Source organism: Tsuneonella dongtanensis, assembly GCF_001698205.1.
Lineage (GTDB): Bacteria > Pseudomonadota > Alphaproteobacteria > Sphingomonadales > Sphingomonadaceae > Tsuneonella > Tsuneonella dongtanensis.
In genome coordinates, this window is the sequence record NZ_CP016591.1 from 2,769,411 (window position 1) to 2,787,076 (window position 17,666).

18 protein-coding genes are annotated in these 17,666 nt (G+C 65.7%); 9 read left to right on the plus strand and 9 right to left on the minus strand.

What is annotated here, in order from left to right; translation table 11 throughout:
* Nucleotides 1–50: 50 nt before the first annotated feature.
* Together ettA and A6F68_RS13465 are read left to right on the plus strand one after the other, a co-directional pair.
* The gene (ettA, locus tag A6F68_RS13460) at nt 51–1,724 is read left to right on the plus strand and encodes an energy-dependent translational throttle protein EttA (protein ID WP_067681179.1); all 1,674 of its coding nucleotides are present in this window, start codon (nt 51–53) and stop codon (nt 1,722–1,724) included.
* A 41-nt stretch (nt 1,725–1,765) separates the two neighbouring features.
* Complete coding sequence (locus A6F68_RS13465; RefSeq protein ID WP_232308156.1) at nt 1,766–2,536, plus strand: phytanoyl-CoA dioxygenase family protein; 771 nt, start codon at nt 1,766–1,768, stop codon at nt 2,534–2,536.
* Nucleotides 2,537–2,596: 60 nt separating this feature from the next.
* Here A6F68_RS13465 and A6F68_RS13470 read toward each other — a convergent pair whose 3' ends face one another.
* The gene (locus tag A6F68_RS13470; protein ID WP_067682702.1) at nt 2,597–2,977 is read right to left on the minus strand and encodes a winged helix-turn-helix transcriptional regulator; all 381 of its coding nucleotides are present in this window, start codon (nt 2,975–2,977) and stop codon (nt 2,597–2,599) included.
* Nucleotides 2,978–3,109: 132 nt separating this feature from the next.
* On the opposite strand from A6F68_RS13470, the gene A6F68_RS13475 reads away from it, so the two are divergent.
* Nucleotides 3,110–3,688: an FMN-dependent NADH-azoreductase gene (locus A6F68_RS13475; protein WP_067681185.1), complete on the plus strand. Its 579-nt coding sequence runs from the start codon at nt 3,110–3,112 to the stop codon at nt 3,686–3,688.
* Nucleotides 3,689–3,772: 84 nt separating this feature from the next.
* Here the strand turns inward: A6F68_RS13475 and A6F68_RS15105 are convergent, their stop codons facing one another.
* Together A6F68_RS15105 and A6F68_RS13480 are read right to left on the minus strand one after the other, a co-directional pair.
* Nucleotides 3,773–3,904, minus strand: coding sequence for an entericidin EcnA/B family protein (locus A6F68_RS15105; RefSeq protein ID WP_157096750.1), 132 nt, complete (start codon nt 3,902–3,904; stop codon nt 3,773–3,775).
* Nucleotides 3,905–4,184: 280 nt separating this feature from the next.
* Nucleotides 4,185–5,027 (minus strand): helix-turn-helix domain-containing protein, encoded by an 843-nt coding sequence (locus A6F68_RS13480; protein ID WP_067681188.1) that lies wholly within the window; start codon nt 5,025–5,027, stop codon nt 4,185–4,187.
* A 182-nt stretch (nt 5,028–5,209) separates the two neighbouring features.
* Between A6F68_RS13480 and A6F68_RS13485 the strand changes: the two genes are divergently transcribed.
* Complete coding sequence (locus A6F68_RS13485; protein WP_067681191.1) at nt 5,210–6,247, plus strand: RcnB family protein; 1,038 nt, start codon at nt 5,210–5,212, stop codon at nt 6,245–6,247.
* 89 nt (nt 6,248–6,336) lie between these two features.
* Here the strand turns inward: A6F68_RS13485 and A6F68_RS13490 are convergent, their stop codons facing one another.
* Nucleotides 6,337–6,891 (minus strand): cytochrome b, encoded by a 555-nt coding sequence (locus tag A6F68_RS13490; RefSeq protein WP_067681194.1) that lies wholly within the window; start codon nt 6,889–6,891, stop codon nt 6,337–6,339.
* A 79-nt stretch (nt 6,892–6,970) separates the two neighbouring features.
* Between A6F68_RS13490 and A6F68_RS13495 the strand changes: the two genes are divergently transcribed.
* Nucleotides 6,971–7,639 (plus strand): prolyl hydroxylase family protein, encoded by a 669-nt coding sequence (locus A6F68_RS13495; protein WP_067681197.1) that lies wholly within the window; start codon nt 6,971–6,973, stop codon nt 7,637–7,639.
* A 6-nt stretch (nt 7,640–7,645) separates the two neighbouring features.
* On the opposite strand, the gene A6F68_RS13500 is transcribed toward A6F68_RS13495, so the two are convergent.
* Nucleotides 7,646–8,197: a DUF1003 domain-containing protein gene (locus tag A6F68_RS13500; protein WP_067681200.1), complete on the minus strand. Its 552-nt coding sequence runs from the start codon at nt 8,195–8,197 to the stop codon at nt 7,646–7,648.
* Nucleotides 8,194–9,801, minus strand: a complete 1,608-nt coding sequence (locus A6F68_RS13505; RefSeq protein WP_067681203.1) for a lysine--tRNA ligase — start codon at nt 9,799–9,801, stop codon at nt 8,194–8,196. Before A6F68_RS13505 ends, A6F68_RS13500 begins: the two co-directional genes overlap by 4 nt.
* A 177-nt stretch (nt 9,802–9,978) precedes the next feature.
* Here A6F68_RS13505 and A6F68_RS13515 point away from each other — a divergent pair, with 177 nt between their 5' ends.
* From A6F68_RS13515 to A6F68_RS13525, 3 genes are read left to right on the plus strand one after another with little or no spacing between them, the layout of a single operon-like run.
* A complete protein-coding gene (locus A6F68_RS13515; RefSeq protein ID WP_074428325.1) occupies nt 9,979–11,817 on the plus strand; it encodes a PAS domain-containing hybrid sensor histidine kinase/response regulator in 1,839 nt (612 codons plus the stop codon).
* Nucleotides 11,818–11,863: 46 nt separating this feature from the next.
* Nucleotides 11,864–14,608 (plus strand): ATP-dependent DNA helicase, encoded by a 2,745-nt coding sequence (locus A6F68_RS13520; RefSeq protein WP_067681212.1) that lies wholly within the window; start codon nt 11,864–11,866, stop codon nt 14,606–14,608.
* Nucleotides 14,605–15,129, plus strand: coding sequence for a SixA phosphatase family protein (locus A6F68_RS13525; protein ID WP_067681215.1), 525 nt, complete (start codon nt 14,605–14,607; stop codon nt 15,127–15,129). Before A6F68_RS13520 ends, A6F68_RS13525 begins: the two co-directional genes overlap by 4 nt.
* On the opposite strand, the gene soxR is transcribed toward A6F68_RS13525, so the two are convergent.
* Nucleotides 15,126–15,563 carry a redox-sensitive transcriptional activator SoxR gene (gene soxR, locus A6F68_RS13530; protein ID WP_067682706.1) on the minus strand — a complete coding sequence of 146 codons (438 nt, stop codon included), beginning with the start codon at nt 15,561–15,563 and terminating at the stop codon, nt 15,126–15,128. The genes A6F68_RS13525 and soxR overlap by 4 nt on opposite strands.
* 89 nt (nt 15,564–15,652) lie before the next feature.
* Here soxR and A6F68_RS13535 point away from each other — a divergent pair, with 89 nt between their 5' ends.
* Nucleotides 15,653–16,027 (plus strand): VOC family protein, encoded by a 375-nt coding sequence (locus A6F68_RS13535; protein WP_067681218.1) that lies wholly within the window; start codon nt 15,653–15,655, stop codon nt 16,025–16,027.
* A gap of 40 nt (nt 16,028–16,067) precedes the next feature.
* Here A6F68_RS13535 and A6F68_RS13540 read toward each other — a convergent pair whose 3' ends face one another.
* Both A6F68_RS13540 and ubiA read right to left on the minus strand, forming a co-directional pair.
* Nucleotides 16,068–16,697, minus strand: coding sequence for an SOS response-associated peptidase (locus A6F68_RS13540; RefSeq protein ID WP_067681221.1), 630 nt, complete (start codon nt 16,695–16,697; stop codon nt 16,068–16,070).
* On the minus strand, nt 16,697–17,602 hold the full coding sequence (gene ubiA / locus A6F68_RS13545; protein ID WP_067681224.1) for a 4-hydroxybenzoate octaprenyltransferase: 906 nt from the start codon (nt 17,600–17,602) through the stop codon (nt 16,697–16,699). The genes A6F68_RS13540 and ubiA overlap by 1 nt, the downstream gene beginning before the upstream one ends.
* Nucleotides 17,603–17,666 lie beyond the last annotated feature (64 nt).

Below are 17,666 nucleotides of genomic sequence, written 5' to 3' on the forward strand. Positions count from 1 at the left end.
TATCTGGCCGCCAACTCCAGACACTTACGACCACCCGAAGGACACGCCCGATGGCCGCCCAGTACGCATACGTCATGAAGGACATGACGAAGACTTTCCCCGGCGCGCAGAAGCCGGTGCTGTCGAACATCAACCTGCAGTTCTACCAAGGCGCCAAGATCGGCATCGTCGGCCCCAACGGCGCGGGCAAGTCGACGCTCATCAAGATCATGGCGGGCATCGACAAGGACTTCACCGGCGAGGCCTGGCCGGGCGAGAACATCACCGTCGGCTATCTGGAACAGGAGCCCGAGCTCGACGAGAGCAAGACGGTGCTCGAGAACGTCAAGGACGGCGCGCGCGCGACCGCCGACATGGTCGAGCGCTTCAACGCGATCGGCATGGAAATGGCCGAACCCGACGCCGATTTTGACAAGCTGGGCGCCGAGATGGCCGAGCTGCAGGACAAGATCGACGCGGTCGACGGCTGGACGCTCGACAACCAGCTGGAAGTGGCGATGGAGGCCCTGCGCTGCCCGCCGGGCGACTGGTCGGTGAAGGACCTGTCGGGCGGTGAGAAGCGCCGCGTGGCGCTCACCCGCCTGCTCATCCAGAAGCCCAGCATCCTGCTGCTCGACGAACCGACCAACCACCTCGACGCCGAGAGCGTCCAGTGGCTGGAAAATCACCTCAAGGAATACGCCGGCGCGGTGCTGATGATCACCCACGACCGCTACTTCCTCGACAACGTGGTCGGCTGGATCCTCGAACTCGACCGGGGCAGCTACTACCCGTACGAGGGCAACTATTCGACCTACCTCGAGAAGAAGGCCAAGCGGCTCGAGCAGGAAAGCCGCGAGGAATCGGGCAAGCAGAAGGCGCTCCAGCGCGAGCTCGAGTGGATCCGGCAGACGCCCGCCGCGCGCCAGACCAAGTCGAAGGCGCGTATCCGCAAGTTCGAGGAACTGCAGAACGCGCAGGACAAGCGCCAGGTCGGCAAGGCGCAGATCGTCATCCAGGTGCCCGAGCGGCTCGGCGGCAAGGTGATCGAGGTGAAGAACATCTCGAAGGCCTATGGCGACAAGCTGTTGTTCGAGGACCTGTCGTTCACCCTGCCGCCGGGCGGCATCGTCGGCGTGATCGGCCCCAACGGCGCGGGCAAGTCGACGCTGTTCAAGATCATCACCGGCAAGGAACAGCCCGACAGCGGCACGATCGAGATCGGTTCGACCGTCCACCTCGGCTACGTCGACCAGAGCCGCGACCACCTCAACCCCAAGCACAACGTCTGGGAAGAGATTTCCGACGGGCTCGACTACATGAAGGTCAACGGCCAGGACATGAGCACGCGTGCCTATGTCGGCGCGTTCAACTTCAAGGGCGCGGACCAGCAGAAGAACGTCGGCAAGTTGTCGGGTGGTGAACGCAACCGCGTGCACATGGCCAAGATGCTGAAGGCCGGCGGCAACGTGCTGCTGCTCGACGAGCCGACCAACGACCTCGACGTCGAGACCCTCGCCGCGCTGGAAGACGCGATCGAGAACTTCGCCGGCTGCGCCGTGGTCATCAGCCACGACCGCTTCTTTCTCGACCGCCTCGCCACCCACATCCTCGCCTTCGAGGGCGACAGCCACGTCGAGTGGTTCGAGGGTAACTTCGAGGCTTACGAGGAAGACAAGCGGCGCCGGATGGGCGACGCGGCTGACCGGCCGACGCGATTGGCGTACAAGAAGTTGACCAGGTGATCGCTCGGGGTCGCTGCGGACCGTCCGCTAGCGACCCTATCGTGGCCTTTGGTAAGCACAGAAGTGATCTGTCGTGCGCTGACGCAAGTCTTGCTGGATCGCTAGACATCAGCATAAAAGGCCAGCCTTTGGCAGGGCGCCAAGGCCATTTAAGGAAGAATATGCGGGTCGAGGGCGATTATCGCAAAGACGGGTATGCGACGATCAGGGGATTGATACCCCCCGAGGTCGCTACGAACCTCTTCAAGCAGATTCAGATTGACCTCGCGAATGCAGGACAATCATTCGCCAACTTCGCCAAGTCGCACCAGCTTTCAATCAATCAGACGGTCGACATATCGGGGCATTTCTATCGGCCTCTGACAACCTTCTTATGGGGCCTTACGCCAATTATCGGCGAGCTCGTCGGCGCCGATGTTCTTCCAAGCTATGACTATTTTCGGATTTATCAAAAGGGCGATGTGTGCCGAATCCATTCGGATCGGCCCTCCTGCGAGCACAGCGTCTCATTGACTCTGGCCTACAGCGACAACCAACCATGGGCCCTCGAGGTCGGCTCAGAGCGTGTGACCGAAGAGGGACCCTGCACTGACGATTTTGGCGACGAACCATTCTCGTCAGTAGAAATGCAGCCTGGCGACGCAGTGCTGTATCGGGGAATAAATCTGCGTCACGGTCGGTCGCGCCCCAACCCAAATGGATGGTCTGCTCACCTTTTCCTGTTCTGGGTCGAACGCGGCGGCGAGTTTGAGCAACACGCGTTCGATTTGCAGCGTCTCACGTCCGAGTTGAAGCGCGTCGAACAGCTTTAGGTTCAAGGCCCGAGGGCAACCGACGTCATTGGAATGCCCGCAAACCCCCGGAAACACACTTCAAGCCGCCTCTCCCATAGCCCCGTCATACACCGCCCGGTTCGCATGAATCTGCGGCAGGTGTGCGAACGTCCAGTCCGCCAGCGCCATCACCGGCACGCTGAGCGAATGGCCGAGGCCAGTCAGCGCGTATTCGACCGAGGGCGGGACGGTGGGGTGGACGGTGCGCTCCACCATGCCGTCGCGTTCCAGGGTGCGCAGGGTGCGGGTGAGCATCTGCTGGCTGATTCCGCCGATCTCGCGCTTGAGCTCGTTGAAACGGCGGGGCCGTTCAACCAGCGCCTTCACCAGCAGCACGGTCCACTTGTCGCCGACGCGGCTGAGCAACTCGCTCACCGCGCGGCAGTCTGGGTTGGCGTGGGGGTGCGGGTTCTCGGTCATGCGGTCTCGCCGGTTTGAGCAGGTCACACGCAGCTGACCTGGTCACGAAAATTTGCGTTCTTGCGGGCCCAATGTGGTCACTTATGTGGTGCTGGTCAATATTTCTGACCACCTTTCACGGAGCAGACCGGCATGAACATCCTCCACCTCGATTCCAGCATCACCGGCGACAACTCGGCCAGCCGCGCGCTCAGCGCCGCGATCGTGCGCGAGCTGACCGATGCCGATCCGTCGGCGAGCGTCACCTACCGCGATCTCGTCGCGCAGCCACTCGACCACCTTACCCTTCCCGGTTTTGCCACCCCCCAGTCGGCGCAGGCGCTGAGCGAATTCAAGGCGGCCGATGTGGTGGTGATCGGCGCGCCGATGTACAACTTCACGATCCCGAGCCAGCTCAAGGCCTGGATCGACCGCGTGCTCGTGGCGGGGGAAACCTTCCGTTACACCGAGAGCGGTCCCGAGGGCCTTGCGGGTGACAAGACCGTCATCGTCGCGCTCGCCCGCGGCGGGCTTTACGGCGAGGGAACCGCGCAGCGCAGCATCGAGCACGCCGAGCGTTACCTTGCCGACGCACTCGCCTTCATCGGCATCACCGAACCGCGCTTCGTGATCGCAGAAGGCCTCGCGCTCGGCGACGAAGCCCGCGATGCCGCCCTCGCCTCGGCGCACGAAGCGGTCCGCAGGATCGGGGCGGCCTGTCCGGTGGCCTGAGGTCAAACGAAAACGGCGGGCCGAGGCTTGAACCCTCGACCCGCCGGTTTCCCGCCGGTTCGACCCGGCTTCTCGATCAGCCGATCAGCAGTTGCCCGGCCGACCGTCAGCGCAATCGCCAACCGATTCAACATCGTCCACAGCACCGCGAACGGTGTTGCATGCCGAAAGGACGAGTCCGCTCGAAAGAGCGAGGGCGATGAGCATCTTCTTCATGGTGCGACTCCTAGTCTGGGCCCGACGCGGGGGGATCTGCGGGGGTCTGTAGAGTAGGACCGACGAACCACCCGTCCGGTTCCCGCGCGGCGCGCCGGGGCGTTTTCCTACAGCGACCACAACGTGTTAGGCGGGTCCGATGCAGCATCTCCAATTCCCTAAGTCTCAAGCGCCTGGCTCGGCGCCAGATGACGCCGTTTCGCCCCGGGCGGGAGTTCTTTCCCTGGACTGTGTGACAGGTGTGACAGGAGCCGGGCGAAACGGGTGCCCGCCCCTTCGCTCAACCGATCAGGCTGAACGGCGAATCGTGCGCGATCTGGAGGCGTTCCTGGAGGGTCATGCGCACCAGGATGTGCGTTCCCTTGATGAATTCGCCCGGGGTCCGGCCGTTGAACTGCTTGAACTCGCGGATGAAGTGCGGCTGGTCGGAATAGCTGGTCGAGGCGACGTCGCGCCAGTCGGTGAGATCGTGCCAGGTCAGCCGGTTGGCCGAATTGAGCGCGCGGAACTTTCGGTGGAGCAGCTTGGGCGCGCTGCCGAAGTACTTGCGGCTGAGGCGGATGATCTGCCGGTCGGACATGGGCAGTTCCGCCAGCAGGTCGACCAGCTCGTTGTGATCGGGCGAGGTGATCCACGCGGTCACGCGATCGAGGAACACGTGATGGACCGGCCGGCCCATGTCTGCGGCGGCGGCGAACAGGTCGTCGCAGGCCACCGCGCGGGCCTCGTCGTCGTGTGCCGAGAAGACGGAATCGAGCAGGTCGCGCCCCTCCCCGGTCAGATGATCCTCCAGCGGCACGATGCGATCCGCCAGGTCATCGGCCGACACATCGAACAGGCGTGCCCAGCCGAGCGGCGTGATCGCCGCGCCGAAGACCCGGGCACCGGCGGAGAAGGTGACGTTGCTCGCCCGGTGCGTGGGTCCGCACAGAAGCGTCTGGCCGGCGGCGTATTCACTCGGCTGGCCCGAGAGGTCGGTCGACACCGTTCCTTTGAGAATGAAGCGGACGTTGGCGATCTCCGCGCGCATGATGTCGGCCACCGGATCGGCGAAGTTCACGGAGTAATAGCTGCTGGCAAGGGACCGGACGTCGTCGCGCGGGCGGAAATAGCGGAACTGCATGCGGCGGGCATCTCCGGACGAACGCTGCTTCGATCCCAGCGCGCAATCGATAGCACCGCGGGCGCGCGACGGCCAAGGGCCGATCGTTTCATTCAGTTATCCGACAGCCAACCTGAATTAGTCAGCGAATCGTTAATGACGATCCGCAGGTGGTGGGGCGGTTCCTTGGACGGAGTGAACCGATGACATTCAAGACTTTCCTGCGTTCGTGCGGGGCATCGACGCTCGCTGCTGCCCTGGCGGTCGGCGCGTTCGCCGCGCCTGCCGCTGCCGACGACGCCCCCGGGCGCCGCGGCAACGTCGAGGGCCAGAACGACAACCCCGAACCCCGTGCGGGCGAAGCGCGGCAGCGCGCCTTTGGCCAGCGTCCCGAACGCCAGCGGCCGCAGGTGCAGGCAGCCCCGCAGATGCGTGCGGAGCGGCAGGCCGAAGCGCGTCAGCAACGCACCTGGCAACCGCCGCAGGCGCAGCGCCAGAGTGTCGAGCGCTCGGGCCGCGACTGGAACCGCGGCGATCGCCGGAGCGCGACCGGTACCGAACGGGCGGGCCGGGACTGGAACCGCCGCGACAACACCAACAACGACTGGGGCCAGGCGCGCGCCGCCCAGGTCCAGGCCCAGGCAGAAGCGCGCCGCGCTCAGGCCGAAGCGGCGAGCCGCAACACCTCGCGCACCTGGAGCCGGGGCGACCGCGCGAACTCGGGTGAGTGGGAGCGCAATCGCACCTACGCGAACCGCGATCGCAACGGTTCCTACCGCGACGGTTATCGTGACGGGCGCACTGTCGACAGCCGTCAGGATCGCTACCAGCAGCGCGATGCGTACCGCAGCGGCTACCGCGACGGCACGCGCAACGACAGCTGGCGCGACGGGCGCCGTCACGACGGTCGCCATTACTCGGGCGATTATCGCCGGTGGAGCCACGACTGGCGCCGCGACAACCGCTACAACTGGTACAGCTATCGCAGCGCCAACCGGCACCTGTACCGCATCGGCCGCTATTACGCGCCGTACAGCGGATACCGCTACAGCCGGATCAGCATCGGGTTCCACCTCGACAGCCTGTTCTTCGGCAGCCGGTACTGGATCAACGATCCGTGGCAGTATCGCCTGCCCGCCGCCTACGGCCCGTATCGCTGGGTGCGGTACTACGACGACGCTCTGCTGGTCGACATCTACAGCGGCGAAGTGGTCGACGTGATTTACGACTTCTTCTGGTGAGCTTTTCCGGCGCGGGATTGAGTGGCCCGCGCACGGAAGAACTGGACCCCCGCCAGCCTTGCGCCGGCGGGGGTCCTTTTCGTCTCGGATCAGGCCTTCGGCGTCCCGAAGGGCAGCATCCGCCAGAGGTTGCCATCCTTGTCGAAGAATGTGTGCTTGAGCGCGCCCGCAACGTGCAACACGATAAGCAAGAGCAGGAAGGTGCCGCCCGCAGCGTGCGCATCGAAGATGGCACCGGCCAGTTCCTTGTTCTCTCCCACCGGGAACCCAGGAATATTGAACAGGCCGAAATAGCTGAGCGGTCGTCCCGCGAGCGAGTTCGCCAGCCAGCCGCCAAGCGGCAGCCCGATCAGGAGGACGTAGAAGATCGTATGCGTCGTCCTTGCGAGAGCGCGCTCCCATGCCTTGAGGGTGCTCGCAAGAGCCGGCGGCTTGTGCGAAAGCCGCCACGCCAGCCGCGCGAGCGTAAGCACCAGGATCGTGATCCCCCAGGCCTTGTGATAGCCCATGACTTCGCCGCGCAGCGGCCCGTCCAGCCCCTCTGCGCGCTCGGCGATCTGCCAGTTCATGATCACCAGGATCGCGATCACCCAGTGGAGCAGCATCGCCACTCCCGAATACCGTGTTCCCCGCTCAGCCTGCATCGCCGTGCTCCCGAAATTCGTGTGCAGGTGGTTGTAACGACGGGTTTGCGCCCCGCAAGCCGATTGCTAGGAAACACCCATGGCGACTACCGAAATGATTCCCGACAAGGATGCCCTGCGCCGTCTGGGCGAAACCGTCCGCAAGCGGCTTTCGAGCGATCCGCGGGTTTACAAGGTGCCGACAGACAAGGCGGAAATCTTCGCGATCGGCGACTTCCTTTCCCCTTCGGAGTGCGCGCGAATGGTCCGCATGACGGATACGGTCGCCCGGCCAAGTTCGCTTTACGACCAGGACTATTCGACCGGATTCCGCACGTCCTATTCGGGCGACCTTGATGCCAACGAACCGCTGGTGAAGGCGATCAGCCGGAGGATCGACGACCTTCTCGGCATCAATCCGATATGCGGCGAATCGATTCAGGCGCAGCGCTATTTCCCGGGGCAGCAGTTCAAGCCGCACAACGACTGGTTCTATACCGACCAGGATTACTGGAAGGGCGAACGCAAGCGCGGGGGACAGCGCGCCTGGACCGCGATGGCGTTCCTTAACAAGGTCGACAAAGGCGGCGAGACCCATTTCGTCGAGGTCGGGGCGAAGATCGAGCCCAAGCCCGGCGTGCTACTTGTCTGGAACAACGCCCTGCCCGACGGCAGTCCGAACGAGAACACCCTGCACGCCGGTACTCCGGTCGTCGAAGGGGTGAAATACGTTCTGACGAAGTGGTATCGGACCCGCCGCTGGAAATAGCGGATCCTATTTGCCGTTCCGTACCGCGTCGACGACGTCGTCGATCGTCTCCTCGGCTTTCTTCGCTTCGCGGATGGCGACATGCATCATCCGGTCAAGCTTGCGCGACAGGCGCACGATCTCGAGCTGGGTGCGCAAGTTTACCTCGTAGTCGTGACGCGCGGTGATGCGGTCCTTCTTCGACTGGCGGTTCTGGCTCATCAGGATGATCGGCGCCTGCAACGCCGCCACCGTCGACAGCGTCAGGTTCAGGAGGATGAAGGGGAAAGGATCGAAATCCACCCCCATGAAATGCGAAACGTTGGCCGCCATCCACGCCGCCATGATGAGCATGAACGCCGCGATGAAGCCCCAGCTGCCGCCGATTGCCGCCACCCGGTCGGCCATGCGGTCACCGAAAGACGCCTCGAGCTGCTGGGCTTCGGCGGCGTCGATGCCGAGATAGCACCCCGCGGCGACGCGCTGGATGACCTCCTGCTCCTCCGTATCCAGCTCGGCGAGCTCACGCCCTAGGAGGTCGCGTGCGAGCCGCTCGGGATCGGCGGCGCGTCGGTTCACCTCTCGAGCGCCTCTGCAATCAGGCGCCGGGTGTTGGCAATCCCGTAGAGCGCGATGAAACTGCCCATGCGCGGCCCCTGGTCGCTGCCCAGCAACGTCCTGTAAAGCGCCTGAAACCAGTCGCGCAGGTTCGCAAACCCGAATTCCTCGCGCTTGCCGATCTCGTAGACCATCGTCTGCAAATCTTCTGCCGAGCTGTTCGGTTCCAGAACCGACAACTGCGCGTCAAGCGCTCGCAGCGCCGCGGCTTCGTTGTCGGCGGGCTTGGCGCGCATCAGCCCGGGCGCAACAAAATCGCGGTTGTATGCGAGCGCCGTGCCGACGAGCTTGTCGAGTGCGGGGTGCTTCGCGGGATCCGCGTCGTCCACGTAATTGGCGAGGTATGACCAGACCTGTTCGCGCGTGGCCCCTGCTCCAAGCACGCCCACCAGGTTGAGCAGAAGCGCGTAAGTCACCGGCAAGCCGTCGCCCGCTCCCGCCCGCGCCGGATCGGTGACGCCGAGCAGGTGCCACACGGGATTGCCCAGCTGCTTGTCCACCGGCTGCTCGCCGAGCGCTGCGCGGAACTGCCAGTAATCGTCGACCGCGCGCGGAATGACGCCCGCGTGCAGGCTCTTGGCGCTCTTGGGATTGGGGAAAATATAGAAGCCGAGGCTCTCCTCGCTTCCGTAAGTCAGCCATTCCTCGATCGTCAGCCCGTTGCCCTTCGACTTCGAGATTTTCTCGCCGTGGGCATCGAGGAAGAGCTCATAGATCAGGCCTTCCGGCTTGCGGCCGCCGAGAAGCTGAACGATCCGGCCCGACTGGGTGACGCTGTCGGTAAGGTCCTTGCCGCACATCTCGTAGTCGACGCCGAGAGCGTACCAGCGCATCGCCCAGTCGACCTTCCATTGCAGCTTCGACCGGCCGCCGAGCGCGGACTGCTCCACCTGGCGACCGTCTTCGTCGGTAAAGCGGATCAGGCCGGCCTCGGCATCGACGACCTCGACTGGGACCTGCAGCACGCGGCCCGTGGACGGGCTGACCGGAAGGATCGGCGAATAGGTTTTTCGACGTTCCTCCCGGAGCGTCGGCCGCATGATATCGAGGATGCCCTGGTTGCAGCGCAGGACCTGGCGCAGCGCGTTGTCGAATGCCCCGCTGTTGTACATGTCGCTCGATGAAATGAATTCATAGTCGAAGCCGAAGCGGTCGAGGAAACGCCGCAGCATGGCGTTGTTGTGCGCGGCGAAGCTGTCGTAGCCGGCGTCGAAAGGATCGGGGATGCGGCTCAGCGGCTTGCCGAGGTTGTCGGCGAGGAGTCCGGCGTGGGGGATGTTGTCGGGAACCTTGCGCAGGCCATCCATGTCGTCGCTGAAGGCGATCAGGCGGGTGGGCGCCCCGCCGGTCAGCGCTTCAAATGCGCGGCGCACGAACGTCGTGCGAAGGACCTCTTGGAATGTTCCGATATGCGGCAGACCGCTCGGGCCGTATCCGGTCTCGAATACGACCGGGTTGCCATCCGGGCGGCGACCGTCGGGATAACGCTTGAGCAGCTTGCGCGCCTCTTCGAACGGCCAGGCCTTGGACGTGCGGGCGGCTTCAATCAGGGCAGTGTCGGTCATTGCCGCACCGCCTTTGGCCAAGGCGCATCGTGTTGCAAGCGCGAAATCCCTGCGCCGCTTACCCGGGAGACTACGGACCCCGTCGGCCATGCGATCACAATCTGCGCGGCGATAAGTGAACTGCCCGTAGTGAAGACGAGGCTGAGCATGGCGGGAAGCAGAGGCAGGGAGAGCGGCTTGGACGATGCAAGTTTCAGGACGCTCGCAGAGGTGTCTCCGGCCGGCATCTGGCGGACGACCGCCGATGGGCAATGTACTTACGTCAACCCCGCGTGGCAGCAGGCCACTGGGATGCACGCCGGTGAGTGGCTCGGTTCCGGGTGGGCGAACGCATTGCATCCCGACGACGCCGAACGGGTGTTCGAAGAATTCGCCGCCGCGACATCTGCCGGCGCGCTGTTCCGCGGAGAATGGCGCTGGTTGCGACCGGACGGCACCTCGCCATGGGTCTTGAGCATGGGGGCCCCGGAATATGATGGCGATGGCAATATCGCTGCTTACGTCGGCATCAACATCGATATCACCGAAACGAAGGAGATGGCGCGCGAACTCGAGGCTTCGCGCGCACGCGCCGAACATGCCGCACTCACGAAGTCCCGCTTCCTCGCCAACATGAGCCACGAGATCCGCACCCCAATGAACGGGGTCATCGGGTTCACCGATCTGCTCCTGGCTTCCCCGCTCGACGAGACCCAGAGGCGCCACGCCACCCTGATCGCCGATTCAGGCCGGGCGATGATGGCTCTCCTCAACGATATTCTCGACGTCTCGAAGATCGAGGCAGGCCAGCTCGTGATCGAGGCCGTGCGCATCGATCTGACCCGCAAGCTGCGGCATTGCCTCAGCCTGATCGAGCCGAATGCCGTGGCGAAGGGCCTTGGCCTTGAACTGCATATCGCCCCCGACGTGCCGCAATTCGTGGAGAGCGATCCCCTGCGTCTGCGCCAGATCCTGCTCAATCTGCTCGGCAACGCAGTCAAATTCACCGATCGCGGCGCGATCACGATTGCGGCCGAAGTCGCTCAAAGCGGGCATGGCGAGCGGCTGCGTGTCGCCGTGCGGGATACCGGCCAGGGCATCGGGGCGGATAAACTCGATGTCGTTTTCGATGCCTTCAGCCAGGCGGACGGCACGACCGCACGGGTTCACGGGGGCTCCGGCCTCGGCCTGTCGATATCGCGTCAACTCGCTCAGCGGATGGGCGGCGCGCTGAGCGTGGAAAGCGAGCTCGGCCAAGGGTCCACGTTCACGATAGACCTCCCGCTCGTCCGTGTCGCGTCGCGCGTCACCGAGCGTCCCGCGGCGTCTAAACCCGTTTGGACACGCTTCGCCGGACAGCGCGTGCTCATCGCCGAGGATCACGACATCAACCAGCAGTTGATCGTCGCTATCGCGCGGAGCGTCGGGCTCGAGACGACCCTTGCTGCCGACGGACTCGAGGCGACCATGGCAGTGCTCGATGCGCGTGCGGCCGGCACGCCCTTCGATGCGGTCCTGATGGACGTGCAGATGCCCCGGCTTGACGGACTCGAAGCCACCCGGCGATTGCGCACGGCAGGCGTGACGGCACAGGAACTGCCGATCATCGCGCTCAGTGCGAATTGTTACCCCGACGACATCGCCCTGTGCCTCGCGGCGGGGATGCAGGATCACGTGGGCAAGCCGGTCGAGGTTGCAAATCTGGTGGCGGCCCTGAGCAAGGTCTGGTCGAGTGATGCAGCGGCACAACCGTCGAATGCGTGCGCGACCCTCGAGGATCTGGCCGAGCGATACGGCAGCCAGCGCGACGGCGTGCTGGCGCAGATCGAGCGCTGCGTGAACGGCACCGGCCCTGCGGACTGGCAATCCATCGCCGCCGAGCTCCACAAGATCGCAGGCACGGCCGCGCATTTCGGGCAGGCCGATCTCGGCACGATCAGCCGCCGTCTTGAACACGCGATCGTCAGTGCCGAGCGCGACGAGGAGCGCGTAAAGGCCATGCGGGACGCGTTGCCGGAGATGCGCGCCGCCGCCTGACGTTCCTTCTGTTTACTTTTCGTTCTCCGCGCGCCACCACGCGGCGATGACCGCCGCACTACGTCTCCCGGCTCTCCACGCAAGCCACGCGGGGACCTGGCTTCGCGACGGCAATGGGGCAACCCGCGGGGTCAGCAAGGGCGAGGCGGTGACCGCTGCAGCAGATACGCCCCTGTTGCTGCTCAACGCGCCGCTGGTAGCCAACCGGCTCGGATATCCCGATCTCTCGGGGCTGGACCTGCTCGAGCTGTTTGCCTTCGTCCATCCTGCGCGTTTCGCCGTGCCTACGCCCAAGGGCCTCGCCCATGCGCTGGGGATCGAGGAACCGGCGAGCGACGATGCGATACCCGCATTCCTGCAAACTGCCGCAGGCCACCTCATTGCGACGTGCGAGGCGGACGACTGGCCCGAACGAGAGGGCGCGTGGTCCACCCTGCAGTCCCTGATGCGGCTGCGCTGGCCATGGGCGCAAGTTCTACTGCCGTACGTCCGCAAACCCGAAAAAGCCGAGCGCTGGCTCTTCGCGCGCTTGCCGGAATGGGAGGAAGCGCCCGAGCGGCCACAGCCGTCCCTGGCCCTGATCGAAGAGGCGGAAGTCGAAGCCCGCCTGGCGCGCCTGACCGGTGAAGCGGCCGAGCGCCGCGAAGGGCAGCGCCTCTACGCGCGCGAAGCCGGCAGCGTATTCGCGCCGCGTGCCACCCGGGGAGTCCCGCATGTCCTGCTCGCGCAAGCGGGGACCGGGATCGGCAAGACCCTCGGCTATCTGGCGCCGGCGAGCGTGTGGGCGGAGCGTTCGGGCGGTACGGTGTGGGTCTCCACCTTCACCAAGAACCTCCAGCGCCAGCTTCGCCGCGAAAGCGCGCGGGCATGGCCCGCTGCCCGCACCGACGGATCGCGACCCGTCGTCGTGCGCAAGGGGCGTGAGAACTACCTCTGCCTGCTCAATCTCGAAGACGCGCTCCAGGGCGGATTCGGCGGCCGCGCGGCGATCCTCGCGCATCTGGTCGCCCGATGGGCTGCGTTCAGCCAGGACGGCGACATGATCGGCGGCGACCTGCCCGGTTGGCTCGGCACGCTGTTCCGCAAGCGCGGGATAGCCGCCCTCACCGACCAGCGCGGCGAATGCGTCTATGCGGGCTGCCCGCATTACCGGAAGTGCTTCATCGAGCACGCCGCGCGCGCCTCGGCTCAGGCCGACCTCGTGATCGCCAACCACGCGCTCGTGATGGTGAACGCCGCGCGCGGCCGGGACCATGCCCAGCGTCCCACGCGGATCGTTTTCGACGAGGGGCATCACGTCTTCGAAGCGGCGGACAGCACCTTCGCGGCCGTCTTGACCGGGGCCGAGGCCATCGAACTGCGGCGCTGGATCGTCGGCCCGGAAAAGCAGTCGCGTGGCCGCCGCAGGGGTCTCGCCGCGCGGCTGGCCGACATCGCAAGCTACGACGAGGCAGGCGGCAAGGCGATCGAGGCGGCGCTGACAGCCGCCCAGGCGCTTCCCAGCGACGGCTGGCTCCAGCGGCTGCACGACGGCACACCGCACGGCCCGGTCGAGGCCCTGCTCGGCGCGGTGCGTGCGACGACATATGCCCGCGACGAGAGCGGCGGACAGGAAGCGGGTTACGGCATCGAAACCGAAGCGGCTGCGCTCGACGGACCGGTGGTCGAGCTTGCGGCGCAGGCTGCCAGCGCGCTCGCCGCGATCCGGTCGCCGCTTCTTCGGTTAGGGGGACGGCTCGAGGCGATCCTGGCCGATCCGCCCGACTGGCTCGATGGACAGGGTCGCGCGCGAATCGAGGGCGCGCGTCACTCGCTGTCCTGGCGCTGCGACCTGCTGGCTGCCTGGGAAGCCTTGCTCGATCGGCTGGGCGGGCCGGGAGACCCGGAATTCGTCGACTGGCTCGCGGTGGAGCGCAGCGACACGCGTGAGTTCGACGTCGGCCTGCACCGGCATTGGCTCGATCCGATGAAGCCCTTCGCGCATGTCGTGCTCGAACCCGCGCACGGAGTTATGCTGACAAGCGCCACCCTGAAAGACGGGCCCGACTGGGATGCCGCGATCGCGCGCAGCGGTGCGAGCCATATCGAAGTAGCGCCCCGGCTGATCGAAGCGGAAAGCCCCTTCGACTATGCAAAGCGCGCCGAGGTGCTGATCGTCACCGACGTCCCGCGCGGCGACATTCCCGCGCTCGCGGGAGCCTATGGCCGGATCGTCGAGGCGTGTGGTGGCGGGGTCCTCGGCCTTTTCACCGCGATACGTCGGCTGCGCGCGGTGCACGGGCGGATCGCCGACCGCCTCGCCCGATCGGGTCTGCCGCTTTATTCGCAGCACGTCGATCCGATCGATACGGGCACGCTGGTCGACATCTTTCGCGATGATCCGATGGCAAGCCTGCTCGGCACCGATGCCCTGCGGGACGGGGTCGACGTACCCGGCCATAGCCTGCGCTGCGTGGTCATGGAGCAAGTGCCGTGGCCGCGGCCGACCATCCTGCACCGAGCGCGCCGTGCGGCGGGCGGCGGCTCGGCCTATGACGACCGCATCATCCGCGCGCGGCTGGCGCAGGCGTTCGGGCGGCTGATCCGGTCGAAGGACGATTCCGGTCACTTCGTCGTCCTCTCGTCGGCGTTTCCGAGTCGGCTGCTGTCCGCCTTTCCGCCGGGGACACCGGTGCTGCGGTTGACGCTAGACGAGGCTTTACAACGTCTCTCCGACGCGCGATGCGGTGTGGACGGGCCGCGCATCGACGCCGACGCGGCGCCGCAAGAGGGACGACCGGAAGCCACGTGAAGCGCCTCGGCCTGCTGCGCCATGCCAAGTCCGACTGGGACGATATCGGCCAGCGCGATTTCGATCGCGGGCTCAACGAGCGCGGGCGCCGCGGATCGAGGCTCATCGGCGAGCACATCACGGCTCAGGGAATCCCGTTCGACCTGATCGTCGCCAGCCCGGCCGAGCGGGTCAAGGCAACGCTGGCCGAAGCAATGCCCGATGCTCCGGTCCGCTGGGACCAGCGTATCTACCTCGCCGACGTCGAAACGCTGATCGAAGTTCTGCAAGGTAGTGGCGACGCCGAGACGGTGCTGATGGCGGGGCACAATCCCGGCATGCAGGACATGCTCCTGAAACTCATCGCCCCGGCCAACGAGAATGCGCTGTTCGACGAGGCTGTCGTCAAGTTTCCGACGGCGGCCTACGCTCTCGTCGAACTCGACATCGACGACTGGGCCTTGCTCGACAAACCGTGCGGCACGCTGGTCCACTTCGCCCGCCCGCGTGACCTCGATCCCACGCTGGGCCCGGAACACTAGCGCAGCACCCGCGGGCCGCTGCCCCGCTCCCCCCACTTGTCCTGCGCATTGTAGAGACGACATTTCTTCAGGCTGAGGCATCCGCAGCCGATGCACCCGTCGAGGTCCTCGCGGGTCTTCTGGAGCGTCGCGATCTTCGCGTCGATCGCCGCGCGAACCCGGCCGCTGATGCGCTTCCAGTCTGCGGCATTCGGATTGCGCCCCTGCGGCAATCGCGCGAGCTCACTTTCGATCTCGCCCAGCGACAGACCCAGGCCCTGCGCAATCAGCACGAAGCTCAGGCGCCGGATGTCGCCGCGCAGGAAGCGTCGCTGGTTGCCGCCGGTGCGGATCGGTTCGACCAGTCCGCGGTCCTCGTAATAGCGGATGGCGGACACGCTGAGGCCAGTCCGCCGGGCAAGCTCCCCGATTGTCAGAAGGTCGGTCGATCGCAGCACGGGCTTTTCTCCTTGACCTCAAGTTAGCTTGAGGTTGCACAAGAGCCAAGCGGGCGATTCGACCCGTGCCGAAAAGGACCTGCGAAATGCCCACTGCCCGCCTCGAACACGTCAACATCTCGGTCACCGACGCCGACCGCACCGCCGACCTAGTCGCGCGCCTCACCGGGTGGCATCGCCGGTGGGAAGGACCGTCGCTCGACAACGGCCGCTCGATCCATCTCGGCGACGACCGGGCCTATGTTGCCATTCACACGAGCCCGCGGATCACCGGGAATTTTTCCAAGAGTGTGCCGATGAACCACATCGGCATCGCGGTCGATGACCTGGCGGCGGCGGAAGCGATCGTGTCCGATGCCGGGCTCGAGCCGTTCAACCATGGCGAGTACGATCCCGGGCCGCGCAGCTTCTATTTCTACGACTGGGACGGGATCGAGTGGGAGATCGTCTGCTATGAATGAGTTCCTGCCGCGCGAGCCTCTCTTTCCCCGCCGCGAGAAATCACAAGAGGCTCCGCTGCGCCGCCCTGCCACCGCCCGCCCAACGCTCGTCGGTCCGCTCGACGGCAAGCTCGAGATCGCAGGTCCGCGCAAGGGCTAGCGCCTCGTCCGCGGTGCCGTGAAGCCACTGCTCCCAGTCCTCGCGGACGAGGATCACCGGCATCCGGTCGTGCACGTCGACCATTTGCGCGCAGGCATCCGCCATGACCATCGTGTAGGCATCGCCCCACTCCGCCGTCGGGCGCCAAAGCCCGGCGACGGCGAACAGGTCGTGCCCGGCAAGGCGGTACCAGGTGCGCGTCATCTGGCCCGCCTTGCCTTCGGCCTCGGCCCATTGGGTCACCGGGACAAGGCAGCGCCTTTTGGCGAAGCTGTCGCGCCAGAACGCGGTCGTCAGCTTGTCGTCGCGCGCGTTGGTGACCGGCTTGGGCTTGAGCGGCTGGCCCTGCTTGCCCTTCAGCACGACCGGGAAACCCCAGCTCATCTGCCGAACCTTGCCCTCGGCGACGACGAGACCGGGGTAGCCGGGATACATCTCCTCGCCGAAATTGGCGCCGGCGGCATCGTTGATCGCTGCGAACCACTTGGCGACCTCGTCGGCGTTCTTCGTCATGCGGTAGAGGTTGCACATCAGGCGTTCCCGACGACGAAGCAGGCGGCCGCGACCAGCGCGCCCGTCCAGCGATTCGAGCGAAACCTGTCGAGCGGATTGTCGGGATCGGCCGGTTCGAGCGTCAGCCCCTGCCACAGGAGGTGGATGGCGGCGGGCCCAAGCGCGAGCAACGCGAGCCAGTCCCCGCGCAGCATCCAGAAGGCAAGACCCCACATCGTCAGCGCAAGGCAGTAGAACGCGATCACTCCCGCCTGCACCTGCGATCCCAGCCGCAGCGCGCTCGAACGGATACCGACCAGGGCATCATCCTCGCGGTCCTGGAGCGCGTAGATCGTGTCGTAGCCCATGCACCAAAAGAACGCACCGGCGTACATCGCCGCCGGGACGTCCCAGTGATCGGATCGCAGCGCGGTCCACCCGACCAGAACGCCCCACGTGAAGACCAGCCCCAGCCATGCCTGCGGCCACCATGTGATCCGCTTCATGAAGGGATAGGCCGCGACCAGCACCAGGCTCGCCAGCGCGACAAGCTGCGCTTGCCAGCGCAGTTGCAGGAGCACGACCAGCCCGACGAAGCACAGCGCCAGCAGCCAGCCCCACGCCAGCTTCGCCGACACCCGCCCGCTCGCCACTGGCCGAACTGCCGTTCGCGCCACCTGCCGGTCGAGATCGGCATCGACGATGTCGTTGTATACGCACCCCGCCCCGCGCATCGCGATCGAGCCGAGCAGCAGCCAGCCGAGCAGCGCGAATTGCCAGCCCGCCCCCGCGAGCCAGACGCCCCACACGCACGGCCAGAACAGCAACCACCAGCCGATCGGCCGGTCGAACCGCGCGAGCATCGCAAGGTCTCGCGGAAGCTGCGGCAGGCGCGCCACCAGCCCGCGATGCTCAGAGTCGGGAACGATCGTCTCGCCGTTCATGCTGGGTACCCGCGCGATGAACCTGTCACACCTGTCACACAGTCCTGGAGAAAAACATCCGGCG